Source organism: Roseovarius nubinhibens ISM (genome assembly GCF_000152625.1).
GTDB lineage: Bacteria > Pseudomonadota > Alphaproteobacteria > Rhodobacterales > Rhodobacteraceae > Roseovarius > Roseovarius nubinhibens.
On sequence record NZ_CH724156.1, the window covers coordinates 1,019,833 to 1,046,487 of the forward strand.

Annotated in this window: 22 protein-coding genes; 12 read left to right on the forward strand and 10 right to left on the reverse strand. The window is 64.4% G+C overall.

The genetic code is table 11. The features are described from left to right. Positions 1-31 precede the first annotated feature (31 nt). Entirely contained in the window at positions 32-436 is a 405-nt protein-coding gene (locus tag ISM_RS04975) for a universal stress protein (protein WP_040617862.1), read from the forward strand. A gap of 91 nt (positions 437-527) precedes the next feature. Here ISM_RS04975 and ISM_RS04980 read toward each other — a convergent pair whose 3' ends face one another. The 3 genes from ISM_RS04980 to ISM_RS04990 are packed head-to-tail and all read right to left on the reverse strand — an operon-like array spanning position 528 to position 2,644. Further along, positions 528-1,565, reverse strand: a complete 1,038-nt coding sequence (locus tag ISM_RS04980) for a MaoC family dehydratase (RefSeq protein WP_040617863.1) — start codon at positions 1,563-1,565, stop codon at positions 528-530. 2 nt (positions 1,566-1,567) lie between these two features. Next, the gene (locus tag ISM_RS04985) at positions 1,568-1,771 is read right to left on the reverse strand and encodes a DUF1737 domain-containing protein (protein ID WP_009813031.1); all 204 of its coding nucleotides are present in this window, start codon (positions 1,769-1,771) and stop codon (positions 1,568-1,570) included. A 12-nt stretch (positions 1,772-1,783) separates the two neighbouring features. Continuing rightward, positions 1,784-2,644, reverse strand: a complete 861-nt coding sequence (locus ISM_RS04990; protein WP_009813032.1) for an HpcH/HpaI aldolase/citrate lyase family protein — start codon at positions 2,642-2,644, stop codon at positions 1,784-1,786. A 228-nt stretch (positions 2,645-2,872) separates the two neighbouring features. On the opposite strand from ISM_RS04990, the gene ISM_RS04995 reads away from it, so the two are divergent. After that, the gene (locus ISM_RS04995) at positions 2,873-3,187 is read left to right on the forward strand and encodes a hypothetical protein (RefSeq protein WP_198011649.1); all 315 of its coding nucleotides are present in this window, start codon (positions 2,873-2,875) and stop codon (positions 3,185-3,187) included. On the opposite strand, the gene ISM_RS05000 is transcribed toward ISM_RS04995, so the two are convergent. Continuing rightward, positions 3,184-3,930 carry a sulfite exporter TauE/SafE family protein gene (locus ISM_RS05000; RefSeq protein WP_009813034.1) on the reverse strand — a complete coding sequence of 249 codons (747 nt, stop codon included), beginning with the start codon at positions 3,928-3,930 and terminating at the stop codon, positions 3,184-3,186. The genes ISM_RS04995 and ISM_RS05000 overlap by 4 nt on opposite strands. A gap of 157 nt (positions 3,931-4,087) precedes the next feature. On the opposite strand from ISM_RS05000, the gene mdh reads away from it, so the two are divergent. The 7 genes from mdh (at position 4,088) to lpdA (ending at position 14,185) form a co-directional block, all read left to right on the forward strand. Continuing rightward, on the forward strand, positions 4,088-5,050 hold the full coding sequence (gene mdh / locus ISM_RS05005) for a malate dehydrogenase (protein WP_009813035.1): 963 nt from the start codon (positions 4,088-4,090) through the stop codon (positions 5,048-5,050). A 339-nt stretch (positions 5,051-5,389) separates the two neighbouring features. Then, the gene (sucC, locus tag ISM_RS05010; RefSeq protein ID WP_009813036.1) at positions 5,390-6,583 is read left to right on the forward strand and encodes an ADP-forming succinate--CoA ligase subunit beta; all 1,194 of its coding nucleotides are present in this window, start codon (positions 5,390-5,392) and stop codon (positions 6,581-6,583) included. A gap of 84 nt (positions 6,584-6,667) precedes the next feature. Further along, complete coding sequence (gene sucD / locus ISM_RS05015) at positions 6,668-7,549, forward strand: succinate--CoA ligase subunit alpha (RefSeq protein WP_009813037.1); 882 nt, start codon at positions 6,668-6,670, stop codon at positions 7,547-7,549. Between the two features lie 154 nt (positions 7,550-7,703). Further along, a complete protein-coding gene (locus tag ISM_RS05020; RefSeq protein ID WP_009813038.1) occupies positions 7,704-10,664 on the forward strand; it encodes a 2-oxoglutarate dehydrogenase E1 component in 2,961 nt (986 codons plus the stop codon). Between the two features lie 3 nt (positions 10,665-10,667). Beyond that, a complete protein-coding gene (gene odhB / locus ISM_RS05025; RefSeq protein ID WP_009813039.1) occupies positions 10,668-12,221 on the forward strand; it encodes a 2-oxoglutarate dehydrogenase complex dihydrolipoyllysine-residue succinyltransferase in 1,554 nt (517 codons plus the stop codon). Positions 12,222-12,307: 86 nt separating this feature from the next. Further along, entirely contained in the window at positions 12,308-12,703 is a 396-nt protein-coding gene (locus ISM_RS05030) for an MAPEG family protein (RefSeq protein WP_009813040.1), read from the forward strand. A 93-nt stretch (positions 12,704-12,796) separates the two neighbouring features. Continuing rightward, positions 12,797-14,185: a dihydrolipoyl dehydrogenase gene (gene lpdA, locus ISM_RS05035; protein WP_009813041.1), complete on the forward strand. Its 1,389-nt coding sequence runs from the start codon at positions 12,797-12,799 to the stop codon at positions 14,183-14,185. A 210-nt stretch (positions 14,186-14,395) separates the two neighbouring features. Here lpdA and ISM_RS05040 read toward each other — a convergent pair whose 3' ends face one another. The 4 genes from ISM_RS05040 to ISM_RS05055 are packed head-to-tail and all read right to left on the reverse strand — an operon-like array spanning position 14,396 to position 17,321. Beyond that, on the reverse strand, positions 14,396-15,001 hold the full coding sequence (locus ISM_RS05040; protein ID WP_009813042.1) for a pyridoxamine 5'-phosphate oxidase family protein: 606 nt from the start codon (positions 14,999-15,001) through the stop codon (positions 14,396-14,398). 3 nt (positions 15,002-15,004) lie between these two features. Further along, positions 15,005-15,733 (reverse strand): lysophospholipid acyltransferase family protein, encoded by a 729-nt coding sequence (locus ISM_RS05045; protein ID WP_009813043.1) that lies wholly within the window; start codon positions 15,731-15,733, stop codon positions 15,005-15,007. After that, positions 15,730-16,647 carry a cell division protein FtsX gene (locus ISM_RS05050; RefSeq protein WP_009813044.1) on the reverse strand — a complete coding sequence of 306 codons (918 nt, stop codon included), beginning with the start codon at positions 16,645-16,647 and terminating at the stop codon, positions 15,730-15,732. The genes ISM_RS05045 and ISM_RS05050 overlap by 4 nt, the downstream gene beginning before the upstream one ends. Further along, complete coding sequence (locus ISM_RS05055) at positions 16,644-17,321, reverse strand: cell division ATP-binding protein FtsE (protein ID WP_009813045.1); 678 nt, start codon at positions 17,319-17,321, stop codon at positions 16,644-16,646. The genes ISM_RS05050 and ISM_RS05055 overlap by 4 nt, the downstream gene beginning before the upstream one ends. Positions 17,322-17,494: 173 nt before the next feature. On the opposite strand from ISM_RS05055, the gene ISM_RS05060 reads away from it, so the two are divergent. Continuing rightward, a complete protein-coding gene (locus tag ISM_RS05060) occupies positions 17,495-18,442 on the forward strand; it encodes a zinc-ribbon domain-containing protein (RefSeq protein ID WP_040617864.1) in 948 nt (315 codons plus the stop codon). Positions 18,443-18,640: 198 nt separating this feature from the next. Beyond that, positions 18,641-21,550, forward strand: coding sequence for an isoleucine--tRNA ligase (gene ileS / locus ISM_RS05065; RefSeq protein ID WP_009813047.1), 2,910 nt, complete (start codon positions 18,641-18,643; stop codon positions 21,548-21,550). 86 nt (positions 21,551-21,636) lie between these two features. Here ileS and ISM_RS05070 read toward each other — a convergent pair whose 3' ends face one another. Further along, positions 21,637-23,526, reverse strand: a complete 1,890-nt coding sequence (locus ISM_RS05070; protein ID WP_040617865.1) for an acyl-CoA synthetase — start codon at positions 23,524-23,526, stop codon at positions 21,637-21,639. A 230-nt stretch (positions 23,527-23,756) separates the two neighbouring features. Here ISM_RS05070 and ISM_RS05075 point away from each other — a divergent pair, with 230 nt between their 5' ends. Next, the gene (locus ISM_RS05075) at positions 23,757-24,782 is read left to right on the forward strand and encodes a Fe(3+) ABC transporter substrate-binding protein (protein WP_040617866.1); all 1,026 of its coding nucleotides are present in this window, start codon (positions 23,757-23,759) and stop codon (positions 24,780-24,782) included. Positions 24,783-24,888: 106 nt separating this feature from the next. Here ISM_RS05075 and ISM_RS05080 read toward each other — a convergent pair whose 3' ends face one another. After that, the gene (locus ISM_RS05080) at positions 24,889-26,313 is read right to left on the reverse strand and encodes an FAD-binding oxidoreductase (RefSeq protein ID WP_009813050.1); all 1,425 of its coding nucleotides are present in this window, start codon (positions 26,311-26,313) and stop codon (positions 24,889-24,891) included. Positions 26,314-26,655 lie beyond the last annotated feature (342 nt).

Genomic DNA, 26,655 nt, shown 5'->3' on the forward strand with positions numbered 1-26,655 from the left:
CCCAACGCGCCGCCCTCTGAGGAGACACACCATGTACAAACACATCCTCGTTCCCATGGCGCTCGATCACGGGATCTCGCCCGAAACGCTCGACGTCGCCAAGAAGCTTCTGGCCGAAGGCGGCAAGATCACCGCGCTGCATATCTATGAAATGCCGAGCGGCACGGTCGGCGTCTATCTCGACGAAGAGGTGGTCCGCGCCAGCTTTGAGGCCGCTCGCGAGAAAATGCATGAAAAACTCGCCGACCACCCCGAGGTCGAGCCGGTGATCAAGAAAGGCCACCCCGCCCGCAGCATCGTCGACTATGCCGCAGGCTCCGACATCGACTGTATCGTGATCGGCTCGCACAAACCGGGGCTGCGAGATTTCCTGCTCGGCTCGACCGCGGCCCGGGTCATGCGCTTCGCTTCCTGCTCGGTGCATGTGCGCCGCTGAGCGCGCAACCAGCGCCCCAAAACACCCCCTCAAACGACACCGGCCCCGCATCTCGGATACGGGGCCGGTCTGCAATTAATCCACCTCAGGATCACATCGGCATCAAGGCCCAGTAATCGAGGTCGAGCATCACATCGGGCAGGTATTTCCCATCCTCGCCCTTGAGCATGAAGGGCGCGCCGCCCTTCGTCGCGACAAGCCGCAGCCGGATCGCGCCCACGCCGGGCACCCCGGTCTCGGCCTTGTCGAGAACCTCGGACCAGGCCCGGATCGTATCGCCCGAGAAACAGGGGTTCGCATGCGCCCCACCATTGAGCCCCACGACCATCTGCGCATTGGCCAAACCGTTAAAGCTCAGCGTGCGCGCCATGGAAATCACATGCCCGCCATAGATGAGCCGCCGCCCATCGGGCCGCGACGAGACATCGAAATGCACCTTGGCCGTGTTCTGCCAGAGCCGCGTCGCCATCATATGCTCGGCCTCTTCGACGGTCACCCCATCGACATGGTCAATGGTCTCGCCGATCTCGTAATCGCCCCAGCGATGCGCCTCACCCGCCAGCGTGAAATCGTACTCGTCAAACCGCAGCCCCTCGGGCACCACCAGATCCTCTGCCGCCAGCGCGGGTTTGAGCTCGGGGATCACCACCTCGGGCGCCGGCGCGTCGAGATCGCGCTTGCGCACCATGGCCCAGCGCACATAGTCGATCACCACCTCGTCGCGCTGGTTATGGCCCTTGGTCCGCACCCAGACGACACCGGATTTCCCGTTCGAGTTCTGCTTGACCCCGATCACCTCGGACGTCGACCGGATCGTATCGCCGGCATAGACGGGTTTGAGCCACCGCCCCTCGGCATAGCCCAGATTGGCCAGCGCATTGAGCGACACATCCGGCACCGTCTTGCCGAACACCACATGAAAGGCGGCAATATCGTCCAGCGGGCTCTGCTTCAGGCCACAGGACCGGGCAAACTCATCGGAGGAATAGAGCGCATGCCGCGCCGGGTAGAGCGCATGATAGAGCGCCCGCTCTCCCGCGCCGACACTGCGCGGCACCGCGTGATGGATGGTCTCGCCGACGGTATAATCCTCGAAAAACCGCCCCGGATTGGTCTTGGCCGCCCCCATGATCACTGCGCCCCCAGCTTCATATCCGGGCTGTATTCGGCATCGACCTCCTTGGTCACCGCCTGACCACAGCGCATAACGCCGTTTGACGCATCGAACGCATAGGTCGGATTGCCATAGAGCTCCCACCCCTTGCTCAGCGCCTCGGTCACCTTGTGGCAGAATTTCGACGTGTCGTCTTCGGTCAGCAAACGGTAAATCTTCATGTCTCTACTCCCTTACCCTTCGGCCATCTCGGCCACGGCACGCGCCTTGGCGAGAATACGTTGCGCGGCCACCACATGCAGGTTCTCGACGATCTGCCCGTCGACCACCGCGATCCCCTGCCCCGAGGCCATGCTGTCTTCATAGGCCTTGATCTGACGCTCGGCGAGATCAATCTCGGAACTGGTCGGCGCAAAGGCCTGATTGGCCCCCTCGATCTGCGCCGGATGGATCAGCGTCTTGCCGTCAAAGCCCAGATCCCGCCCCTGCTCGCACTCGGCCTTGAGCCCATCGCCATCACGAAACCGGTTATAGACCCCGTCAATCGCCACGATCCGCGCCGCCCGTGCCGCCATCACGATGGTCTGCAACGCGGTCATCAGCGGCATCCGATCCGCCCGCGACCGACAGCCCAGATCCTTGATCAGATCATTGGTCCCGGTGACCAGCCCCGCCACCCGGCCATGCGCCGCAATCTCGCGCGCGTTGAACACGCTGACCGGCGTCTCCATCATCACCCAGATCGGCATGGTCGGCGGCAAGAGATCGGCCAGCGCATCCACATCCGACGGCGAATTGACCTTGGGCAAGAGGATCGCATCGGCCCCCGCATCGCGCAGCACCCGCACATCCTCGAGCCCCCACTCCGTGGTGAGCGCATTGATCCGCACGATCTTGATCCGCTTGCCATAGCCCCCCTCGCGCAGCGACGCGGCCAGCGTTTCGCGCGCCTCCGCCTTGGCATCCGGGGCCACCGCATCCTCGAGATCGAAGATGATCGCATCCGCCGGCAGGCTTCGCGCCTTGTCGAGCGCCCGCTCCTTCGAGCCGGGGATATAGAGCACGGAACGATAGGGGTGGTTGGTCATGTCCATCGGCGGCACCTCTCGGGGAGTGTGAAATTTTCTTGCGCAGGGATGCCATTTTTTGCCCGAAATGTTCAAGCCCTTTCATGCCGCAACGCAGCGACACCCCTCTTTTCGGGGCAAAGCACGCGGCGTTAACCGTGTTTTCAGGGATCATTCGGCAGGCTGTACCCAGAGCCGGGGCGTGAACCGACCCCCGGCGTGACAGGGGCCCAACCATCTGGAAAGGACTGCGACATGAGAAAACAACTGATGATCGCCTGCACGGCCGGGCTGGCCTTCCTCTCCGGCGGGCTCACCGCCGAAGGTCAGGCACAGAATTGCGCGCCCCGTGACATGGTCGTCGACCGGCTCGCCACAAAATACGGCGAATCCCGGCAGAGCATGGGGCTCGGCTCCAACAACGCGGTGATCGAGGTCTTTGCCTCACCGATCTCCGGCAGCTGGACCATCATCGTCACCACCCCGCGCGGCATCGCCTGCCTCGTGGCCTCCGGTCAGGCCTATGAAACCATGGCCGAGGCGCTGCCCGCCGAGGGCAGCGACGCCTAGCTCAGCGCCACCTGCACAAGCCGCAGCCCGGTGACGATCAGCAACCCGTAGGTGAGCCCAAAGAACCAGCGCTCGGGAATTCGGTGATGGGCCATCACGCCAATCCACGTCCCCGCCAGCGCAAAGGGCAGCAACCACAGGTCGAGCCAGAGCGTCGCCGGGCTGAACATGCCCTGCCCGGCATAGAGCGCGAATTTCAACAGGTTCATCAGGCCAAAGACGAGAACCGTCGTGGCCTGAAACACCGTTTTCGTCACGCCCCGCGCCAACAGGACCACTGCCACCGCCGGCCCGCCGGCATGGCTGACATAGCTGGTGAACCCCGCGAGCCCTGCCAGCGCCCAGACCGCCCAAGGCGGCAGATCCCGGCGCGCGGCGTCACGGCGCGGCCAAAGCCGCCAGGCGACAAAGCCGAGACAAATCACCCCGATGATGAGCCGGAACAGATCCGCATCCGCCACCCGGTAGACCAGCGCCCCGAGCAACACCCCCGGCACCGACGCCAGCAGCAAATGCCGCGCCAGCGCCCAATCCCACTGCCGCCAATAGGCCCGCAATGACGCCGCATCGATCGCCAGCAACAGCGGCAACATGATCGCCAGCGCCGCCCCCGGTGACACGAACAGCGCCAGCACCGCCGCCCCGACAAAGGCCGCGCCTGATCCGAATCCCCCCTTCGAGATGCCCGCAAAGAGCGCCGCCCCCGCGCCCACCGCCATCACCTCCCAGCCCATCTCGCCCATCCGGCCCGCCTTTCAAACGCCCATGCCTGCCAAAATCCCCCGCAATTACGGTACACAACAGTACACAATTGCCCCCTGCGGCACGCTGCACCCTTGCACGCAAGGCGGCAAAGGGCTACGCACTCGGCAACATTCACATTGATGCGGAGACACTCCCATGGCCAGACCCAAGATCGCCCTGATCGGCGCCGGTATGATCGGCGGCACGCTCGCCCATATGGCGGCGATGAAGGAACTCGGCGACGTCGTCCTGTTCGACATTGCCGAAGGCATGCCCGAGGGCAAAGCCCTCGACATCGCGGAATCCGGCCCCTCCGAAGGCTTCGACGCCTCGCTCAAGGGCACCCAATCCTATGCCGATATCGCCGGGGCCGACGTCTGCATCGTCACCGCCGGTGTGCCGCGCAAACCGGGGATGAGCCGCGACGACCTGCTGGGCATCAACCTCAAGGTCATGAAATCCGTCGGCGAAGGCATCAAGGAACACGCGCCCAACGCCTTTGTGATCTGCATCACCAACCCGCTCGACGCCATGGTCTGGGCCCTGCGCGAATTCTCCGGCCTGCCCCACAACATGGTCTGCGGCATGGCCGGCGTGCTCGACAGCGCCCGCTTCCGTCACTTCCTGAGCCTCGAATTCGGCGTCTCGATGCGCGATGTCACCGCCTTCGTGCTCGGCGGCCATGGCGACACGATGGTGCCGCTGGCCCGCTACTCGACCGTCGCTGGCATCCCGCTCCCCGACCTGGTGGACATGGGCTGGACCACCCAGGACAAGCTCGACCAGATCATTCAGCGCACCCGTGACGGCGGCGCCGAGATCGTCGGCCTGCTGAAAACCGGTTCGGCCTATTACGCCCCGGCCACCAGCGCCATCGAAATGGCCGAAGCCTATCTCAAGGACCAGAAACGCGTCCTGCCCTGCGCCGCCCATGTCGACGGGGCCCTCGGCCTCAATGGCATGTATGTGGGCGTGCCCACCGTCATCGGCGCCGGCGGTGTCGAGCGGGTCATCGACATCAAGATGACCTCCGACGAACAGGCGATGTTCGACAAATCGGTCGACGCGGTCAAAGGTCTCGTCGAGGCCTGCAAAGGCATCGACAGCACGCTGGCCTGATCGCCGCGGCATGACTGCAAAGGGCGTCCCTCGGGGCGCCCTTTTTTCTTTGCATACGAATGGCTTGGCCTCCCTGCGCCCCTGCACAAAACCGCGCCGGTTTGATCCCATTGCCGCGCTGTGGCACAGTGCCGCCATCCCCCCTCCACTGGGCCCCGGCACATCGCGGCGGTGATTCTTTCCACAGGACGCAGCCGCCCTTGTGATCACAGGAAAATATCATGTGATCACAAATCCGCGAAAATCCGCGCAATTTTCCGCAACAGCCCAGAAACCGCTTTAATTCCCTCGCAACCTGCCCAGTATACCAAGGCAATCGCACCAACACGGGATAGGTTTATGAACATCCACGAGTATCAGGCGAAGGCGCTGCTTCGCTCTTACGGCGCGCCGGTTTCCGATGGCCGGGTCGTGCTTCGCGCAGAAGAGGCGAAGACCGCCGCAGGCGAAATGGACGGCCCTCTCTGGGTGGTCAAGGCACAGATCCACGCGGGCGGCCGCGGCAAGGGCTCCTTCAAAGAGGCCGGCGCCGGTGAAGCAGGCGGCGTGCGTCTCGCCAAATCGGTCGAAGAGGCCGCCGAAGAGGCCAAGCGCATGCTCGGCCGCACCCTGGTGACCAAACAAACCGGCCCCGCCGGCAAACAGGTCAACCGCATCTATATCGAAGACGGCTCGGGCATCGAAAAGGAATTCTACCTCGCCCTGCTCGTCGACCGGCAGACAAGCCGCGTCTCCTTCGTCGCCTCCACAGAGGGCGGCATGGACATCGAGGAAGTCGCCGAAAGCACCCCTGAGAAAATCCTCAGCTTCTCGGTCGATCCGGCCACCGGCTATCAGCCCTTCCACGGCCGTCGCATCGCCTTCAACCTCGGTCTCGAGGGCAAGCAGGTCAAACAATGCGTTTCGCTGATGGGCACGCTCTACAAGATGTTCCTCGAAAAGGACATGGAGATGCTCGAGATCAACCCGCTGATCATCACCGACGCGGGCGATCTGAAATGCCTCGACGCCAAGATGGGCTTTGACGGCAACGCGATCTATCGCCACGCCGACATCGCCGAGCTGCGCGACACCACCGAAGAAGACCCCAAAGAGCTCGAAGCGTCGAAATACGACCTCAACTATATCGCGCTCGACGGTGAAATCGGCTGCATGGTGAACGGCGCGGGCCTCGCCATGGCGACCATGGACATCATCAAGCTCTACGGTGCCGAACCCGCCAACTTCCTCGACGTGGGCGGTGGCGCGACCAAGGAAAAGGTCACCGAGGCGTTCAAGATCATCACCTCCGACCCCAACGTCAAAGGCATCCTCGTCAACATCTTCGGCGGCATCATGCGCTGTGACGTGATCGCCGAGGGCGTCGTCGCCGCGGTCAAGGAAGTGGGCCTCAAGGTGCCGCTCGTCGTCCGCCTCGAAGGCACCAATGTCGAAGAGGGCAAGGCCATCATCAACAATTCCGATGTCGATGTGATCGCCGCCGACGACCTCAAGGATGGCGCCGAAAAGATCGTCAAGGCGGTCAAGGGCTAACGCGACGGGCGGGCCCGGCGCCCGTCCTTTCGCCATGGCGGGCCTCAACCCCCGCCCCAACGGATTTCAAAGGAGAACGCCAAAATGGCAGTCCTCGTAGACAAGAATACCAAAGTTATCTGCCAGGGCCTCACCGGCTCGCAGGGCACGTTTCACAGTGAACAGGCCATCGCCTACGGCACCCAGATGGTCGGCGGCGTGACCCCCGGCAAGGGCGGTCAGACCCATCTCGACCTGCCCGTTTTCGACAGCGTCCACGAAGCCATGGACCGCACCAGCGCGGATGCATCGGTGATCTACGTGCCGCCCCCCTTCGCGGCCGACTCGATCCTCGAGGCCATCGACGCCCAGATGCCGCTCATCGTCTGCATCACCGAAGGCATCCCGGTGCTCGACATGATGCGCGTCAAACGCGCGCTCGAAGGCTCGAAATCGACCCTCATCGGCCCCAACTGCCCCGGCATCATCACCCCCGACGCCTGCAAGATCGGCATCATGCCCGGCCATATCCACAAACGTGGCTCGGTCGGCGTCGTGTCGCGCTCGGGCACGCTCACCTATGAGGCGGTCAAACAGACCACCGATGTGGGCCTCGGCCAGTCGACCTGCGTCGGCATCGGCGGCGACCCGATCAAGGGCACCGAACATATCGACGTGCTCGAATGGTTCCTCGCCGATGACGAGACCGAGAGCATCATCATGATCGGGGAAATCGGCGGCAGCGCCGAAGAAGAGGCCGCTCAGTTCCTCGCCGATGAGAAAAAGAAAGGCCGCTGGAAGCCGACCGCCGGCTTCATCGCCGGGCGCACCGCGCCTCCGGGCCGCCGCATGGGCCATGCCGGTGCCATCGTCGCCGGTGGCAAGGGCGGGGCCGACGACAAGATCGAAGCGATGAAATCCGCAGGCATCGTCGTCGCCGAGAGCCCCGCAGGTCTGGGCGAAGCCGTTCTGGCCGCCATCGGGTAAGTGACCGGGCCGCGCGCATATCGTGGCCGGGCCGTCCCACCGGACGGCTCGGCCGCTGTGCCGCCCCCGCTCGCTCTCCCAACCGACCTGCGCAGGCCCCGGCCCGGCGCAGGTTTTGCGTTACCACCGGTCCCAACCCAATAGAGGTGACATCATGACCGACCAATCCCCCAATGATCAGTTCCATGCCTCCAGCTTCATGCAGGGGCATAATGCCGAGTATCTCGAACAGCTTTACGCCCGCTACGCCACCGATCCCAACGCCGTGGATGAGGCCTGGCAGGCGTTCTTCGCCCAGCTCGGGGATGGCGAGGTCGAGGTCAAACGCGAGGCCGCCGGCCCCTCCTGGGCCCGGGCCGACTGGCCGCCGATGCCCCAAGATGATGTCACCGGGGCGCTGACCGGGGATTACCCGCCCGAGGTCGAAGCCGCCGATAAGACCCGCAAGATCACCGCCAAGGCCGCCGAAAAAGGCGTCGAGATTTCCGACGCCGCCGTGCAACAGGCGGTGCTCGACAGCGTGCGCGCCTTGATGCTCATCCGCGCCTACCGCATCCGCGGCCATCTCGTCGCCGATCTCGATCCGCTCGGCCTGCGCGAAATGCCCTACCGGCCCGAGCTTGATCCGAAATCCTACGGTTTCACCGAGGCCGACATGGACCGGCCGATCTTCATCGACAATGTGCTCGGTCTCGAAGTGGCCTCGATCCGCGAGATCCTCAGCATCGTGCGCCGCACCTATTGCGGCACTTTCGCGCTGCAATACATGCATATTTCCAACCCCGAGGAATCCGCCTGGCTCAAGGAGCGGATCGAAGGCTATGACAAGGAAATCACCTTCACCCGCGAGGGCCGCAAGGCGATCCTGAACAAGCTGGTCGAGGCGGAAGGCTTCGAAAAATACCTTCACGTCAAATACATGGGCACCAAACGCTTTGGTCTCGACGGCGGCGAGAGCCTGATCCCCGCGATGGAGCAGATCATCAAGCGCGGCGGTCAGCTCGGCGTCAAGGACATCGTCATCGGCATGCCGCACCGTGGCCGGCTCTCGGTGCTCGCCAATGTGATGGGCAAACCCTACCGCGCCATTTTCAACGAATTCCAGGGCGGCAGCTTCAAGCCCGAGGATGTCGACGGCTCCGGCGATGTGAAATACCACCTCGGCGCCTCGTCCGACCGCGAATTTGACGGCAACACCGTGCACCTGTCGCTCACCGCCAACCCGAGCCACCTCGAAGCGGTGAACCCCGTGGTGCTCGGCAAGGTCCGCGCCAAACAGGACCAGAACAACGACAGCGACCGGATCTCGGTGCTGCCGATCCTGCTGCATGGCGACGCGGCCTTTGCCGGCCAGGGCGTCGTGGCCGAATGTTTCGGCCTCTCGGGCCTGCGCGGCCATAAAACCGGCGGCACCATCCATATCGTGGTGAACAACCAGATCGGCTTTACCACCGCGCCACATTTCTCGCGCTCCTCGCCCTATCCGACCGACATCGCGCTGATGGTCGAGGCGCCGATCTTCCACGTCAACGGCGACGACCCCGAGGCGGTGGTGCACGCCGCCCGCGTCGCCATCGAGTTCCGCCAGCGGTTCAAGAAGGACGTGGTCATCGACATGATCTGCTATCGCCGCTTCGGCCATAACGAGGGGGATGAACCGATGTTCACCAACCCCGTCATGTACAAGAAGATCAAAAAGCAAAAGACCACCCTGTCGCTCTACACCGACGTGCTGATCAAGGACGGTCTCATCCCCGAGGGCGAGATCGAGGATATGAAGGCGGCGTTCCAGGCCTTCCTCGCGGACGAGTTCGAGGCCGGCAAGGATTACCGCCCGAACAAGGCCGACTGGCTCGACGGCAAATGGAAACATCTCGACCGCAAGGACGAGGATTACCAGCGCGGCGAAACCGCCATCAAGGCCAAGACCTTCGATGAAATCGGCCGCGCCCTGTCGACCGCGCCGGACGGTTTCCCGCTGCACAAGACCGTGCAGCGCCTGCTGGAAAACAAGGCCAACATGTTTGAGACCGGCAAGGCCATCGACTGGGCCACGGCCGAGGCGCTGGCCTTTGGCTCGCTCCTCACCGAAGGTTTCCCGGTCCGCCTCTCGGGTCAGGATTGTACCCGCGGCACCTTTAGCCAGCGCCACTCCGGCCTGATCAACCAGGACACCGAAGAGCGCTACTACCCGCTCAACAACATCCGCAAGGGGCAGGCCCATTTCGATGTCATCGACTCGATGCTGTCGGAATATGCGGTGCTCGGCTTTGAATATGGCTACACGCTGGCCGAACCCAACGCCCTCACCCTCTGGGAGGCCCAGTTCGGCGATTTCGCCAATGGCGCGCAGATCATGTTTGATCAGTTCGTCAGCTCCGGCGAGAGCAAATGGCTCCGCATGTCCGGCCTCGTCTGCCTGCTGCCGCATGGCTACGAGGGCCAGGGCCCGGAACATAGCTCGGCGCGGCTCGAACGCTTCTTGCAGATGTGCGGTCAGGACAACTGGATCGTCGCCAACTGCACGACGCCCGCCAACTATTTCCACATCCTGCGCCGTCAGCTGCACCGCACCTTCCGCAAGCCGCTGATCCTGATGACCCCGAAATCGCTGCTGCGCCACCGGCTCTGCATCTCGAACAAGGAAGACTTTACCAAAGGCTCCTCCTTCCACCGGGTGCTCTGGGACGATGCGCAACAGGGCCATTCCGACACGAAACTGGTGGCCGATGATAAAATCCGCCGCGTCGTGGTCTGCTCGGGCAAGGTCTATTTCGACCTGCTCGAGGAACGCGACAAACGCGGGCTCGACGATGTCTACCTGCTGCGCGTCGAACAGTTCTACCCCTTCCCGGCCATCTCCATGGTCAAGGAAATGGAACGGTTCACCAATGCCGATGTCGTCTGGTGTCAGGAAGAGCCCAAGAACCAGGGCGCCTGGAGCTTTATCGAACCCAATCTCGAATGGGTGCTGACCCGCATCAAGGCCAAGCACACCCGCCCCATCTATGCCGGCCGCTCGGCGTCGGCCTCGCCCGCCACGGGCCTGGCCTCGGCACATAAGCAACAGCAAGAAGCGCTGGTCGACGCCGCGCTCACCATCGAAGGGAATTAATTCATGAGCACCGAAGTTCGCGTCCCCACGCTGGGCGAATCCGTGACCGAAGCCACCGTCGCCACCTGGTTCAAGAAACCGGGCGATGCCGTGGCGCAGGATGAAATGCTCTGCGAGCTGGAAACCGACAAGGTCACCGTCGAAGTGCCCGCCCCCGCCGCTGGCACCATGGGCGAGATTGTCGCCGCCGAAGGCGACACCGTCGGCGTCGACGCCCTGCTCGCCACCATCGTCGCGGGCGATGCCAAACCCGCCGGCAACACGGGCTCGCCCAAGGATGACGCCCCCGCCGCCAAACCCGCCTCCGGTGGCGACGCGGCCAAAGGCAACACCGATGTCATGGTGCCGACGCTTGGCGAATCCGTGACCGAGGCGACCGTCTCCACCTGGTTCAAAAAGGTCGGCGACAGCGTGAGCCAGGACGAAATGCTCTGCGAGCTTGAAACCGACAAGGTCTCGGTCGAGGTCCCCGCCCCGGCGGCTGGCACCATCGTCGAAATCTTGGCCCAAGAAGGCGACACCGTGCAGGCCAATGGCCGTCTCGCGGTGCTCTCCGGCTCGGCCGATGGCACCATCACCCCCGACACCCGCCCCGAGGCTTCCGCCGCCGACGCGGCCCCGGCCCCTGCCGCCTCTGGTTCTGGCCGCTCGGATGTCGAAGACGCGCCCTCCGCCAAAAAGGCCATGGCCGAGGCCGGTCTCAACCGCGACCAGGTCACCGGCACCGGCCGCGACGGCCGCGTGATGAAGGATGACGTGGCCCGCGCCGCCGCCGCCGGTGCCGCCACAGGAGCCAGCGCCTCGGCCCCGGCCCCTGCAGCACCCGCCGCCCCGCGCGCCGTCTCGGCCGACGATGCCGCCCGCGAGGAACGGGTCAAGATGACCCGCCTGCGCCAGACCATCGCCCGCCGCCTCAAGGACAGCCAGAACACCGCCGCGATGCTCACCACCTATAACGAGGTGGACATGACCGAGGTCATGGCGCTGCGCAACGAGTACAAGGACCTGTTCCTGAAGAAACACGGTGTCAAACTCGGCTTCATGTCCTTCTTCACCAAGGCCTGCTGCCACGCGCTCAAAGAAGTGCCCGAGGTCAACGCCGAAATCGACGGCACCGACATCGTCTATAAAAACTTCGTGCATATGGGCATCGCCGCCGGCACCCCCACCGGGCTCGTCGTGCCGGTGATCCGCGACGCCGACAGCATGTCCTTCGCCGCCATCGAAAAGGCCATCGCCGAAAAAGGCGCCCGCGCCCGCGACGGCAAGCTCTCCATGGCGGAAATGCAGGGCGGCACTTTCACCATCTCCAACGGTGGCGTCTACGGCTCGCTGATGTCCTCGCCGATCCTCAACCCGCCGCAATCGGGCATCCTTGGCATGCACAAGATCCAGGACCGCCCGATGGCGATCAACGGCAAGGTCGAAATCCGCCCGATGATGTATCTGGCGCTGAGCTATGACCACCGCATCGTCGACGGCAAAGGCGCGGTCACCTTCCTCGTCCGCGTCAAAGAAGCGCTCGAAGACCCCCGCCGCCTGCTGATGGATCTCTGATCCTTGCGCAGGTCTCGTGACATCGGGCAACGCCCGACCCTGGGAGGGCGTCTCACGCCCTCCCGTGAGGAGGCTCAGACCCCCCAATGACCCCCGAGCTCAACGCCCTCACCCTCGCCGCCCTCCTCCAGGGGCTGCAATTCCTCGCCTATTCGGTGCAGGCCAATCTCGACGTGGGCCCGGGCTATGCCATGTCGGCCCGCGACCGCGAACCCTCGCGGCCGCTCTCGATCCATGGCGGGCGGCTGCAACGGGCGCTCACCAACCATTTCGAAGGGCTCATCCTCTTCACCATCGCGGTGCTGGTCACCACCCTCTCGGGCCAGTCCACCGCCTTCACCGCCGCCTGCGCCTGGATCTACCTCGCCGCCCGCCTGGCCTATGTGCCCGCCTATTACTTCGGCCTGCGCCCCTGGCGCTCGCTGGTCTGGGCCGTGGGGTTTCTCGCCACCATGGCCATGCTCTTCGCCGCGCTGCTATGATGCCGCCCAACGCCGCATCTTCTGGCGCGAAATATCCCGGGGGGTTCGGGGGGCTGGCCCCCCGTCCCGCCACTGACAAAAGGACCAAACCCAATGGCAAGCTATGACGTCATCGTAATCGGTGCAGGCCCCGGCGGCTATGTCGCCGCCATCCGCTGCGCGCAACTGGGACTGAAAACCGCCTGCGTCGAAGGCCGCGACACGCTCGGCGGCACCTGCCTCAACGTCGGCTGCATCCCGTCCAAGGCCCTGCTGCACGCCTCGCATATGCTGCATGAGGCGGAACACAACTTCGCCAAGATGGGGCTCAAGGGCAAATCCCCCTCGGTCGATTGGCCCGGCATGCTCGCCTATAAGGACGACGTCATCGGCCAGAACACCAAAGGCGTCGAATTCCTCTTCAAAAAGAACAAGATCGACTGGCTCAAGGGCTGGGGCTCGATCCCCGAAGCGGGCAAGGTCAAGGTCGGCGACGAGGTCCATGAGGCCAAGAACATCATCATCGCCTCCGGCTCCGAGGCCGCCTCGCTCCCCGGTGTCGAGGTGGACGAGAAAATCGTCGTGACCTCCACCGGCGCGCTGGAACTGCCCAAGGTGCCCAAGAAACTCGTGGTGATCGGCGCCGGCGTCATCGGGCTCGAACTGGGCTCGGTCTATGCCCGCCTCGGCTCCGAGGTCACGGTGATCGAATATCTCGACGCGGTCACCCCCGGCATGGATGCCGAGGTGCAGAAAACCGTGCAGCGCATGCTCAAGAAACAGGGCATGTCTTTCATCATGGGCGCCGCCGTGCAGAAAACCGAGGCCACCAAGACCAAGGCCAAGGTCCATTACAAGCTGCGCAAGGACGACAGCGAACATGTGCTCGACGCCGATGTGGTGCTCGTCGCCACCGGCCGCAAACCCTATACCGACGGTCTCGGGCTCGAGGCGCTCGGCGTCGAGATGTCCCAGCGCGGCCAGATCAAGACCGACGATCACTGGCAGACCAACGTCAAGGGCATCTATGCCATCGGCGACGCGATCGACGGGCCGATGCTCGCCCACAAGGCCGAGGACGAAGGCATGGCCGCCGCCGAGGTCATCGCCGGCAAGGCGGGCCATGTGAACTATGGCGTCATCCCCGGCGTGATCTACACCCACCCCGAGGTCGCCACCGTCGGCAAGACCGAGGACCAGCTCAAGGAAGAAGGCCGCGCCTATAAGGTCGGCAAGTTCTCCTTCATGGGCAATGGCCGCGCCAAGGCGGTCTTTGCGGGCGACGGCTTCGTGAAACTTCTGGCCGACAAGGACACCGACCGCATCCTTGGCTGCCACATCATCGGCCCGGGCGCCGGCGACCTGATCCACGAGGTCTGCGTCGCGATGGAGTTCGGCGCCTCCGCCGAAGACCTCGCCATGACCTGCCACGCCCACCCGACCTATTCCGAGGCGGTGCGCGAGGCGGCGCTGGCCTGTGGCGACGGCGCGATCCACAGCTGATCCCGCCCCGCAAAACGACATCAGGCGCCGGGGATCCCCTCCGGCGCCTTTTTCATGCCCGCCTTTTTCATGCCCGCTGTTTCATGCCCGCTGTTTCATGCCCGATGTGCAAAGGTTAACGCGACCCGCTGTGGCGAAAAGACCCACTGTCGTCTTGCTGCCGTAATACCGACAGGATACCGACGTCCCAAATCGTGGTTAACGCGGGCCTCACCACAGGCTCTTGGCGGCGCGCTCGGGCCAGGCTGCATCATAGGCCGCGCCCCCCACTTCCCCGTCGGTCTGCTCGGCCAGAATATCGCCCATACTGGGCAGGCCCGCGCTCTCATCCGGCCCCCAGAGCCCGGCCCGCATCACCGCCCGCGCGCATTGGCTATAGATCTCGCCGATACGGATCACGATCACCGATCTCGGCCGCCGCCCCCGGTCCTCGAACCGGTCACAGAGCGCCGCATCGACACTGATCCGCGCCCGCCCGTTGATACGCACCACATTGGTCGATCCCGGCACCATGAACATCAGAGACACACGGTCATCCGTCACGATATTTCGCAGCGAATCCATACGGTTATTGCCCCGCCAATCGGGCATGAGCAGGGTTTGATCATCGAGCTCGGTCACCACCCGGCCATCGTCGCCGCGCGGACTTCCGTCGGTGCCCTCCGGCCCCACGGTCGACAGCACGCAAAACCGCGACGCCATGATCCACTGGCGATAGAGCGGCGTCATCCGATGCGCCACCTTGCGGATCGAGGCCGCGCCCGGCGTCCCATAGATCGCCTCGAGCGTCGCAATATCCTCAACCCACTCCGTCATCGCCTAGCCCTCGAACCCTGCCTCGCGCGCCAGCCGCTCCGACGCGCCTTCCACCGCCTGCTCCAACTCGGCCATAAAGGCCTCCTTGCTCTTGCCCGGCGCGATTTCGGGTAGGAATTCCACCACCGCCAACCCCGGCTTGCGATAGATCCCCCGCTTCGGCCAGAACAGGCCCACATTCGTTGCCACCGGCACGCAGGGCTGGCCAAGCTCTTGATACAAAACGGCGGTTCCGACCTTATAGGGTGCCTTGACCCCGGGCGGAATGCGCGTGCCCTGCGGATAGATGATGAGCTGCCCGGGCGCGGCACGGCCCTTTTCGACATCGTTAACCATCTTCTTGATAGCCTGGCTGCGCTTGCCGCGATCCACCGGCACACAGCCCAGCTTGAGCGCATATTGCCCGATGATCGGCGCATAGACCAATTCGCGCTTCATGATGAACTTGCCGGCGGGGATCGACATGAAGATGAGAATGATATCGAGAAAGGATTGATGCTTGGCCGCGATCATGACCTCACCTTGCGGTGGCGTGCCGCGCACCTCGGTGCGAATGCCCACCATCCAGCGCGCCGACCAGATGGCCCAGCGCGACCAGGCCTTGCAGGCGCCAATCGCGCCGCGGCGGCTGAGCAGAGCCCAAGGCAGGTACACAACCCCGATGGGCAGCATCATGAAATAGATCTGCATCACATAGATCAGCGACCGCAGCCATTGGACCGCATAGCTCATGCCATATTCTCCAACGTCCGCCGCGCCGCCGCCCGGGTCGCCGCATAGGCCACCGCGCCCGCCAGAAGCGGGATCAACAGCGGCCAGAGCCAATGCCAACCCTGAAAGCCAAGGCCGGTCAGGAACCCGCCCGCCACATCCGTGCTCGGCAGGATCAGCGTCGCGAGCACCCCGGCGATCATGCCGACGCCCGCCCCCATCAGCCCGCGCAGGGTGAACCGACGCTCAAACGCCTGCGCGATATAGCCATCCGTGGCCCCCACCAGCCGCAGCACCGAAATCACCTGCGCATTGGCCGAGAGCGCCGCATTCGCCGCCAGCGTGATCATCGCCGCCATCGTGCCGCCAATCAGGAGAAGCGACAGCCAGCCCAGCAGCCGCAGCCGTGACGCCGCCGAGATCAGCGGCTTGCGCCAGCGCGTATGATCGTCGAGCACCGCCCCCGGTGCCTCCGCCGAGAGCCGCAGCCGCAGCCCGTCCGCGTCATAGCCGTCGCCCTCTTCGATGATCTCGATGAGCCGCGGAATGGGCAGCCGCTCGACCGGCAGATCGGGGCCGAACCACGGCTCGAGCAGGGCCTTTTGTTCGTCACTGGTGAGCGTCCGCGCCGAGGCGATCCCCGGCGTCGTCTTGAGCACCTTGAGCGCGGCATCGGTCTGCGCCTGGATCTGCCCCTCAGGGGCCGAAATCCGCAGCGTCGAGGCCCGCGCCAGCTCGTCGCCCCAACGATCCGCCAGCCGCGACGTGGCCAGCGACAAGGCCAGCGCAAACACCGCGAGAAAGGCCATCGCCCCGGCGCTGAAAAGCGTCAACCAAGCGGTAAACCCGGTCGGCGGCACCACCCGGTCCGCCTGGCTATCACCAATGATAAGCCCCGAGAAACGTTCAACAAATTGACCAAAGAGCTCTTTCACAGATCCGCCCCCGCCAATTGCAGCCGCCGGTTTGAGATGCGCAGCACCCGCGCTTGAACCTGGCTCTTGGCGGCGCGGATCAACCCGAGGTCATGGGTCGCGATCATCACCGTCTTGCCCATCCGGTTGAGCTCAATCAACAGCCGCAACAGCCGCTGCGACATCTCCCAATCGACGTTGCCGGTGGGCTCGTCGGCGAGGATCACATCGGGCGACATGATCACCGCCCGCGCCAGCGCCGCCCGTTGCCGTTCCCCACCCGAGAGCTCTGGCGGCAACGCCTCGGCCCGCGATTTGAGACCGACCCAATTCACCAGCTCGCGCAGGTTGGCCCCTTCATTGAGCATATCGCGCCCCGACACCGTCAGGGGCAGGGCGATGTTTTCCTCGACGCTGAGATGGTTGAGAAACTGGCAATCCTGATGCACCACCCCGATCCGCCGCCGCGCCAGCGCGATGTCGTCCCGATCAAGCGATCGCACGTCCCGATCAAACAACTGCACCTGCCCCGCCGTCGGAAACAGCGCGCCATAGCACAGCTTCAGCAAGGTGGTTTTCCCGGCCCCCGAAGGCCCGGTGAGGAAATGGAAAGACCCCGGCTGCAGTCGCAGCGATATGTCGCTGAGCAACTCGCCCCCGCCATAGCTATAGGCCACATTTTCAAGCTCGATCACACGCGCCCTTTCCCATCCTGCCCGTTTCCTAAATGCCTCAGAGCCGCGCCTCTTGCAATCGGGGGTCGCAAATCCTTTGCTCTTTTCCGCCAATCCTTTACACCTTATGGTGTTGGCAAGGACAAGACGGCCCGGGCAACGGGACCGGCCAAGAGGTTCAGACAGGTGATTTCATGCGACTGACCTGCCCCAATTGCGAGGCGACATATGAGGTGCCTGACGACGTGATCCCCGAAGCGGGACGCGACGTGCAATGCTCCAATTGCGGGGATACATGGTTTCAGCACCACCCTGATCACCTGCCGCAAACCGCCGATCACCCGCAGGACGATCCGTCTCAGGACGCCGACGATTATGACGACACGGCCCTCGATGACGAAGAGGACGACCTGCCCGACCTCGGCCGCGGCACCGCCGCCGCCGCAGGCTCGCCCCTCGCCTCCGAAGAGGACAGCGACGCAGACATCGCCCGCGACATGTGGCAGGACCCAGAGCCCGAGGATCACGACGCCGCCGCGAGCGACGCCCCCCTCGCCGGCCAGCCCCGCCGCGCCATCGATCCCGAGGTGCGCGGCATCCTGCAAGAAGAGGCCGAACGCGAAAGCCGCGCCCGCGCCGAAGAACGCGCCCGGCTCGAGACCCAGCCAGAGCTCGGCCTCGACGACGAGGACGAGACCAGCCGCCGCACCCGCGAGGCCCGCACCCGCATGGCCCGCCTGCGCGGCGAACCGGACCCCGAGGATGACGCCGAAATCGCCAGCGCCACAATCGACCCGACCTCGCGCCGCGACCTGCTGCCCGATATCGACGAAATCAACTCGTCCCTGCGCTCCGAAGGCGAGGCCGCGGCGGGCAGTTTCAACGAAGATGACTATCCGGCCCTGCCGCCCCGCAAACGCGGCGGTTTTCGCTTTGGCTTCTTTCTGATCCTCATCCTCGCCGGGCTTGGCCTGCTGGCCTATATGCTGGCGCCGATGATCAAGGAAAACGTCCCGCAAGCGGCCGATCAGGTCGATGCCTACGTCGCCCAAGTCGACAGTTTCCGGCTCTGGCTCGACGATCAGGCGCGGCTCTTGCTGGCCTGGCTCGACAGCAAATCGGGCAGCGGCGCGGGGGAATAACCCGCGCCCGAAAACGCGGTCTGGACGCCGCCCAACCGCCACTTTATAACGCCCTCATGTTGCGGATAGACGCGATCATTATTCGAATTACCTGCCCGGCGCTCTGATCCAGACGAGCCGCCGGGACAAGGCGTATGGACCTTTCCGCGCCGCCCCAGACCTGACCCTCCGACCTATCGAACCGAAGGACGCCGTCCAATGTGCGCCGCTGACACCCAGACGCCCGACTACAAAGACACCCTGAACCTGCCCGAAACCGATTTCCCGATGCGCGCGGGCCTGCCCAAGCGCGAGCCGGAATGGCTCGCCCGCTGGCAAAAGCTCGACGTGTATCACCGCCTGCGTCAGGCCGAGGGGCGCAAGCCCTTCACCCTGCATGACGGCCCGCCCTATGCCAACGGCCACCTGCATATCGGTCACGCGCTCAACAAGACGATCAAGGACATGATCGTCCGCTCGCATCAGATGATGGGCTTTGACGCGCGCTACATCCCCGGCTGGGATTGTCACGGGCTTCCGATCGAATGGAAGATCGAGGAACAATACCGCAAGAAGGGCCGCGACAAGGATCAGGTGCCGATCAACGATTTCCGCGCCGAATGCCGCAAGTTCGCCGATGAATGGGTCGATGTGCAGCGTCAGGAATTCAAGCGTCTGGGCATCACCGGCAATTGGGAAAAACCCTATCTCACGATGGATTTCCACGCCGAGCGGGTGATCGCCGAAGAGTTCATGAAGTTCCTGATGAACGGCACGCTCTATCAGGGGTCCAAACCCGTCATGTGGTCGCCCATCGAAAAGACCGCGCTGGCCGAGGCCGAGGTCGAGTATCACGACAAGGAAAGCTTTACCATCTGGGTGAAGTTCAAGGTCGTGAATGGCGGCGATCTCGATGGCGCACAGGTCGTCATCTGGACCACCACCCCCTGGACGATTCCGTCGAACAAGGCCGTGGTCTATGGCAAGGACATTGCCTATGGGCTCTACGAGGTCACTGGCACGCCCGACGAATGCTGGGCCAATGTCGGCGACCGCTATCTGCTGGCCGACAATCTGGCCGCCGATGTCTTTGGCCGTGCGCGTCTTGGCGATGATCAATGGACACGCCTGCGCGACGTCACCACGGACGAGCTCGCCGGTCTCTCGCTGCAGCACCCGCTGGCCGGGGCCGAAGGCGGTGAGGGCGAATGGGATGACCTTCGCGACTTCCGCGCGGCGGAGTTCGTGACCGACACCGAAGGCACGGGTTTCGTCCATTGCGCGCCCTCGCACGGGATGGAGGAATACGAGCTCTACCGCGATCTCGGCATGCTCGAGCAGGTGATCACCTATAACGTGCTCGACGACGGGTCTTTCCGGCCCGGCCTGCCCTTCTTTGGCGGCAAATACATCCTCAACCGCAAGGGCGGCGAGGGCGATGCCAACAAGACGGTGATCGACAAGCTGGTCGAGGTCGGCGGGCTGCTGGCGCGTGGCAAGATCAAGCACAGCTATCCGCATAGCTGGCGCTCCAAGGCGCCGGTGATCTACCGCAACACGCCGCAGTGGTTTGCCGCCATCGACAAGGTGGTGGGCGATGGGCTCGACACCCATGGCAAGACCATCCGCGAACGCGCCCTGACCGAGATCGACAATGTGAATTGGGTGCCGCGCACCGGCCGCAACCGGCTCTATTCGATGATGGAGGCGCGCCCCGATTGGGTGCTCAGCCGTCAGCGGGCCTGGGGCGTGCCGCTCACCTGTTTCACCAAGAAAGGCGCGCTGCCCACCGAGGAGGATTTCCTGCTCCGCAACCCCGAGGTCAACGCCCGCATCGCCGAGGCCTTTGAGGTCGACGGCGCCGATGTCTGGTATCAGGACGGCGCCAAGGAACGGTTCCTCGGCGGCATCGTGAACCCCGAGGATTACGATCAGGTTTTTGACATTCTCGACGTCTGGTTTGACAGCGGCTCGACCCATGCCTTTGTGCTGCGCGACCGCGAGGACGGCACCGAGGATGGCATCGCCGATGTCTATATGGAAGGCACCGACCAACACCGGGGCTGGTTCCATTCGTCGCTTCTGCAGTCGGTGGGCACCACCGGCCGCGCGCCCTATCGCAACGTGGTGACCCATGGCTTCACGCTCGATGAAAAGGGCCTGAAGATGTCGAAATCCATCGGCAACACCATCGTGCCGCAGCAGGTGGTCGACCAATATGGCGCCGACATCCTGCGCCTTTGGGTGGCCCAGACCGACTATACCGCCGATCAGCGGATCGGGCCGGAGATCCTCAAAGGCACCGCCGACAGCTATCGCCGTCTGCGCAACACGGTGCGCTTCATGCTCGGCGCGCTGGCCCATTTCGACGAGAGCGACCGGGTCGAGGCCGAGGCCATGCCCGAGCTCGAACAATGGGTGCTGCACCGTCTCGCCGAGCTCGATCACAAGGTCCGCAAGGGTTATGGCGCCTATGACTTCCAGGGCGTGTTCCAGGCGCTGTTCCAGTTCTGCACCGTCGATCTGTCGGCCTTCTATTTCGACATCCGCAAGGACGTGCTCTATTGCGATGGCGACAGCGCCGAACGCCGGGCCGCGCGCACCGTGCTCGACCTACTGTTCCACCGTCTGACCACATGGCTCGCGCCGATCCTCGTCTTCACCATGGAAGAGGTCTGGCTGTCGCGCTTCCCCGGTGACGAGAGCTCGGTCCATCTCATCGACATGCCGGCCACCCCCGCCGATTGGCTCAACGAGCCGCTGGCGGCGAAATGGGCGCAGGTGCGTCGCGCCCGCCGTGTCGTCACCGCCGCGCTCGAAGTGCAGCGGACCGAGAAGGTCATCGGCTCGTCGCTCGAGGCGGCGCCGGTGGTGCATGTGCGCGAACCGGAAACGCTGGCGATCCTGAAATCGGTGCCGTTCGAGGATATCTGCATCACTTCGGACATCTCGCTGACCAAGGACCCGAGCCCGTCGGAAGCCTTCCGCATGCCCGAGACCGACGGCATCACCGTGGTGTTCGAGAAGGCCGAAGGCGGCAAATGTCAGCGCTGCTGGAAGATCCTGCCCGATGTCGGCACGCATAAACATGCGGACACCTGCAAACGCTGCTCGGACGCGCTGGGCTAAGCCTCAGGCGTCACGCCACAAGATTAAAGCCCCCGGAGCCATGCGGCGCCGGGGGCTTTTTCATGTCTGGTTTGAAGTGGCCGAGCTCAGTCGGTTTTCCATTCCCAGGGCCGGGTAAAGGCACCGAGCACCCCGTTCACAGCCGCGTCATCCGCACCGTCGCCGGTCGCCTCGAGCCGCGCCACGAGGCCGCGCTTCTTGTCGTCGATGACCTCGGCCACCCGCGCCGCAACCCCGGCCTCGGCCAGCGCCGCGTCATAGACCCGGGTGATCGCCCGCTTGCGCAGATCGGGTTTGAACACCTTGCCCACGGCGGTCTTGGGCAGCTCGTCGAGGATCTCGATATGCTTGGGCAGGGCCGCGCGTTCCTTGACATGGGTTTTGCAGATCTCGGCCAGATCGGCCTCTGTCGCTTCGGCCCCCTCGACCAGTTCGACATAGACGCAGGGCAGTTCGCCGGAATGAGCGTCGGGCTGACCGATGGCCCCGGCCATGGCGACCGCATCATGCGCCATCAGCGCCTCTTCGATCTCCGCGGGGTCGATGTTATGGCCGCCGCGAATGATCAGATCCTTGGCCCGGCCAGTGATCCAGAGATAGCCATCGCCGTCGAGCCGACCGAGATCGCCGGTGCGCAGATATTCGTCGAAATAGTAGAGATCGGCGTTTTTCTCGGCCTCGGTATAGGTGTGGCCGGCATAGACGCCGGGGCTCGAAATGCAGATCTCGCCCACCTCGTCGGCGGCGCATTCGACCGGGCCGTTGGGAGTGTTCTTGACGATCTTCACATCCGTATGCGGGAAGGGCACCCCGACTGAGCCCACCTTCTTTTCGCCCTCGGGCGGGTTGCAGGACACAAGGCAGGTCGCCTCGGTCAGGCCATAGCCTTCGATCACCTTCATGTTGGTCGCGCTCTCGAACCGTTTGAAGAGTTCGAGCGGCATCGGCGCGCTGCCGGAAAAGGCGTTGCGCACGGTCGAAAGGTCGGCATCCACCGGGCGCTGCATCAGGGCCGACACGGCGGTGGGCACGGTGATCACAAAACTGATTTTCCAGCGCTCGCAGAGCTTCCAGAAATTGTCGAAAACGCCATCGCCGCGATAGCCCGCAGGCGTCGGAAAGACCACATGCGCGCCGGATTTGATCATCGCCATCAAGATCACATGGCAGGCGAAAACGTGGAAGAGCGGCAGCGGGCACATGACATTGTCATGCTCGGTGAAGAGCAGTTTATGCCCGATCCAGCCATTGTAGACGAGCCCGTCATAGCGGTGCTGGGCGACCTTGGGCATGCCGGTGGTGCCGCCGGTGTGGAAATAGGCGGCGACCCGGTCGCCGGCGCTGTCGGCGAAATCGAGGCTCTTGTTCTGGCGCGCGATTTCCTTGTTGAAATCGCGGCAATCGGCGGGGCGCGGGCCCGGCACCTTGGGCCGGATCAGCGGCACGATCCAGCTCTTGGGCGGGCTGAGGTAGCGGTTGAGGTCGATCTCGAGCACGGTTTTGACATTGGGCGCCTGGGCCGCGGCAAGGGCGGTTTTCTGGGCGATGTCGGTCTTGGGGAAGGCGCGCAGGGTGACCACGACGCGGGCGTTGGTTTCGCGCAGGATGGCGCCGATCTGTTCGGCGTCGAGCAGCGGGTTGATCGGGTTGACGATCCCGGCCACCGCCGCGCCGATGGTGGCAATGGCGGTTTCCATGCTGTTCGGCAGGACCAGGGCCACGACGTCGTTTTCGCCGATGCCGAGGCTGCGGAACAGGTTCGCGGCCTGACAGACCTTGGCGTGGAACTCGGACCAGCTCAGCGTTTCGGCGGGGTCCTTGGGGCCCGACATGAGCTGATAGCTGATGGCGGGGCGGTCGGGAAAGGCCTCGGCGGTGTTGCGCAGCATCTGATAGAGCGTGCGCGGGTTGTCGAGCTGATCCCAGCTGCCTTCTGCCTCGATATCGAGCACGTCCTGACGTGTCGTGAAACTCATCCTAATCTCCTCCCCTGCGCGGTCGTTGCCGCGCGATCTCTACTGCGTCCAGCATGGGCAAGCTTTTCATTCCGCGCAAGTTTTACGCAGCGTTGTCACATATGCGGGCCCCAGCATCCCATGCCAAGGGCAGATATGTGATTTCGCCCCGCGGGAATTGACTTGACTAAATTAGTCGGACTCTCCAGAGAGGGTTCCGAGTATTTTAGTCGGAAAAGCAAGGAATCGCTATGAACTGCCTGACTTTCGCCCGCCGTGCCAGCGCTGCTGTTGCACTGGCCGCCCTTGGCACCACCGCAATGGCCGACGAGGTCAATGTCTATTCGAGCCGCCATTACGATTCGGACGATGCGCTCTATGCCAAGTTCACCGAGCAAACCGGCATCACCGTGAACCGCATCGAAGGCGAGGCCGACGAGCTCATCGCGCGGCTCAGCGCCGAGGGCGACAACAGCCCCGCAGATGTGTTCATCACCGTCGACATCGGCCGCATGGGCCGCGCCGAAGAGGCTGGCGTCCTGCAAGCGGTGGAGTCCGACGTGATCGCCAATGCCGTGCCCAAGCACCTGCGCGACCCGGAGAACATGTGGTTCGGCGTGTCGCAGCGCGCGCGCATCATCTTCTACGCCAAGGACCGCGTCGAGAACCCGCCGCGCAGCTATGAAGAGCTGGCCGATCCGAGCCTCAAAGGCCAGATCTGCATCCGCTCGTCCAAGAACATCTACAACCAATCGCTGCTGGCCTCGCTGATCGAAGCCAATGGCGAAGAGGCTGCCAAGGATTGGGCCGCCGGGATCGTTGCCAACATGGCGCGTGACCCTGAAGGTGGCGACACCGATCAGCTCCGCGGTCTCGTGTCGGGCGAATGCGATATCGCCGTGGCGAACCATTATTACTTCCTGCGCGGCTACGACAAGGATGTCGAAGGTCTGACCTCGGGCATCGACGGTATTGGCTGGGTCTGGCCCAACCAGAGCGACCGTGGCGCGCATCTCAACCTCGCCGCTGCTGCGATGACGAAATCGGCCCCGAATGCCGAGGCCGCGAAAACCTTTCTCGAATTCCTAACCAGCGAATTTGCGCAGCAGCATTTCGCCAGCCAGAACAACGAATACCCGGCGGTTCCGGGTGTGGGCCTCGACGAGGACACCGCGCGCCTGGGCTTCTTCATTCCCGACACGGCGACCAACACCGCGTCGTTCGGGGATAATGCCGCCAAGGCACAGGCGATCTTCAACGAGGTCAACTGGAAGTAAGCCGCAAAAGCTTTAACGAGCAGTAAAGCGTCGGGGCCCTGCCCCGGCGTTTTTTTTGGTCAGCTCTTGGGGCAGGGTCTGAAAGAGGCTCAGACCTTGGGACGGCTCAGCTCTCGGGCAGGCGCAGTACGGCGCCGGGGTTCATGATGCCGCGCGGGTCGAGGGCGGATTTGATGGCGCGCATGGCGGCGAGCTTGGCCGGGTCGCCGTAATGTTCGAGATCGCCCACCTTGAGCCGTCCGACGCCGTGTTCGGCGCTGAACGAGCCGCCGAGCTCGGCCACCAGATCATGCAGTGCGCGCGAGATGGCGGGGGCCTCGGCGCGGTAGGCGTCGCGGCTCTCGCCCTCGGGCGGGAAGATGTTGTAATGCAGATTGCCGTCGCCGAGATGGCCAAAGCAATTGATCCGGTAGGGGCCGAGATCCGCCACCAGCGCGGCGCCGCGGCGGATGAATTCGGGCAGCTCGCCGAGCGGCAGGGCGATGTCATGCGAGGCGATGGCGCCGATGCGGCGGTTGCCCTCGGGGATATGTTCGCGCATGTCCCAAAGCGCGTCGCGCTGGGCCTGGGACTGGGCCACCACGCCATCATGGACGAGACCGGCCTCAAAGCCTTCGGCGAAGAGCGTCTCGAGCGCCTCGGCCGGGTCGAGCCCGCGCGGCAGCCCGACTTCGATCAGCACCGACCATTCCGGCGGCTCGTCGAGCGGCTGGCGCACGTCGGGGAGGGTCTGGCGCAGGAAATCGAGCCCTTGGCGGTGGATGATCTCGAAGGCGCTCACCCCCGAGCCCATCTGCGCCTGAGCCATGTCGAGCAGCGCCAGCGCGGCATCGGGATCGCGCACCGCCATCAGCGCCGTGCCCTCGCCTGCGGGCACCGGGACGAGGCGCAGCGCGGCGGCGGTGATCACCCCGAGCGTGCCCTCGGCGCCGATCAGCAGGTTGCGCAGATCATAGCCGGTGTTGTCCTTGCGCAGGCGTTTGAGCCCGTGCCAGATCGTGCCGTCGGGCAGCACCGCCTCGAGCCCGAGACAGAGGTCGCGGGCATTGCCATAGCGCAGCACATTCACCCCGCCCGCATTGGTCGACAGGATGCCGCCGATCCGGGCGGTGCCCTTGGCCGCGAGGCTCAGCGGGTAGAGCCGGTCGGCCCCGGCGGCGGCGTCATGGATGTCCGACAGGATGGCGCCGGCCTCGACGATCATCGTGTTCTCGCTCGGGTGGAGGGCGCGGACGCGGGTCATCCGCTCGAGGCTCAGCACCAATGGGGCGGGGCCTTCCGGCATGACCTGTCCGCCGACCAGCCCGGTGCCGCCGCCATAGGGCACCACGCCGACGCCCGCCGCATGGGCGATGCGGAGCGTTGTGGCGACCTCTTCGGTGGAGGCGGGGGCGACGATCACCCCGGCCTGTCCCTGCCAGCGGCCACGGGGCTCTTCGACGTAATGCGGGGCCGGCTCGCGGAAGGCGGAGGCGGGGAGTTCGGCGGCGAGGCGGGCGCGGAAGGCGGGATCGGCGGGGGCAAGTGTCATGACAAATTTCTAGCCAGATCACCGCGGGTTGGAAAGCCAGAACTATGGCGAAATGGAGGGTCGGTTTTGCGTCGGTATCACGGCGGCAGGACGGCGGTGCGCCTTGGCCGAAAACGCCCCGAAATGTCCTGTCGGCAGCACGTCGGTATCGCGTCGGTATTACGACAGTGTGGATTTTGGGCCGTTCGAGACCGTCCCAAAACCCCGGCCCAGCCCCAGCGCCGCCCAGCGTACGGAGGGTTAACAAAATCCTGACGCCTGAGGGGGAGGCTGATCCCACTGAACGCTCCGAAGCAACAGGAGGCGACGAACAGGCATGACGACACAGGCATATGGCGATGA

What these genes read in the sequence shown, in the direction of transcription:
- ISM_RS05030 (WP_009813040.1), top strand. Translation starts at nt 12,308, where the DNA reads ATGACCCCCGAGCTCAACGCCCTCACCCTCGCCGCCCTCCTCCAGGGG.
- ileS (WP_009813047.1), top strand. Translation starts at nt 18,641, where the DNA reads ATGTGCGCCGCTGACACCCAGACGCCCGACTACAAAGACACCCTGAAC.
- odhB (WP_009813039.1), top strand. Translation starts at nt 10,668, where the DNA reads ATGAGCACCGAAGTTCGCGTCCCCACGCTGGGCGAATCCGTGACCGAA.
- ISM_RS04975 (WP_040617862.1), top strand. Translation starts at nt 32, where the DNA reads ATGTACAAACACATCCTCGTTCCCATGGCGCTCGATCACGGGATCTCG.
- ISM_RS04985 (WP_009813031.1), bottom strand. Translation starts at nt 1,771, where the DNA reads ATGAAGATTTACCGTTTGCTGACCGAAGACGACACGTCGAAATTCTGC.
- ISM_RS05040 (WP_009813042.1), bottom strand. Translation starts at nt 15,001, where the DNA reads ATGACGGAGTGGGTTGAGGATATTGCGACGCTCGAGGCGATCTATGGG.
- ISM_RS05080 (WP_009813050.1), bottom strand. Translation starts at nt 26,313, where the DNA reads ATGACACTTGCCCCCGCCGATCCCGCCTTCCGCGCCCGCCTCGCCGCC.
- ISM_RS05045 (WP_009813043.1), bottom strand. Translation starts at nt 15,733, where the DNA reads ATGAGCTATGCGGTCCAATGGCTGCGGTCGCTGATCTATGTGATGCAG.
- ISM_RS05075 (WP_040617866.1), top strand. Translation starts at nt 23,757, where the DNA reads ATGAACTGCCTGACTTTCGCCCGCCGTGCCAGCGCTGCTGTTGCACTG.
- ISM_RS05070 (WP_040617865.1), bottom strand. Translation starts at nt 23,526, where the DNA reads ATGAGTTTCACGACACGTCAGGACGTGCTCGATATCGAGGCAGAAGGC.
- ISM_RS05000 (WP_009813034.1), bottom strand. Translation starts at nt 3,930, where the DNA reads ATGGGCGAGATGGGCTGGGAGGTGATGGCGGTGGGCGCGGGGGCGGCG.
- ISM_RS05060 (WP_040617864.1), top strand. Translation starts at nt 17,495, where the DNA reads ATGCGACTGACCTGCCCCAATTGCGAGGCGACATATGAGGTGCCTGAC.
- sucC (WP_009813036.1), top strand. Translation starts at nt 5,390, where the DNA reads ATGAACATCCACGAGTATCAGGCGAAGGCGCTGCTTCGCTCTTACGGC.
- mdh (WP_009813035.1), top strand. Translation starts at nt 4,088, where the DNA reads ATGGCCAGACCCAAGATCGCCCTGATCGGCGCCGGTATGATCGGCGGC.
- sucD (WP_009813037.1), top strand. Translation starts at nt 6,668, where the DNA reads ATGGCAGTCCTCGTAGACAAGAATACCAAAGTTATCTGCCAGGGCCTC.
- lpdA (WP_009813041.1), top strand. Translation starts at nt 12,797, where the DNA reads ATGGCAAGCTATGACGTCATCGTAATCGGTGCAGGCCCCGGCGGCTAT.
- ISM_RS04990 (WP_009813032.1), bottom strand. Translation starts at nt 2,644, where the DNA reads ATGGACATGACCAACCACCCCTATCGTTCCGTGCTCTATATCCCCGGC.
- ISM_RS04980 (WP_040617863.1), bottom strand. Translation starts at nt 1,565, where the DNA reads ATGGGGGCGGCCAAGACCAATCCGGGGCGGTTTTTCGAGGATTATACC.
- ISM_RS04995 (WP_198011649.1), top strand. Translation starts at nt 2,873, where the DNA reads ATGAGAAAACAACTGATGATCGCCTGCACGGCCGGGCTGGCCTTCCTC.
- ISM_RS05020 (WP_009813038.1), top strand. Translation starts at nt 7,704, where the DNA reads ATGACCGACCAATCCCCCAATGATCAGTTCCATGCCTCCAGCTTCATG.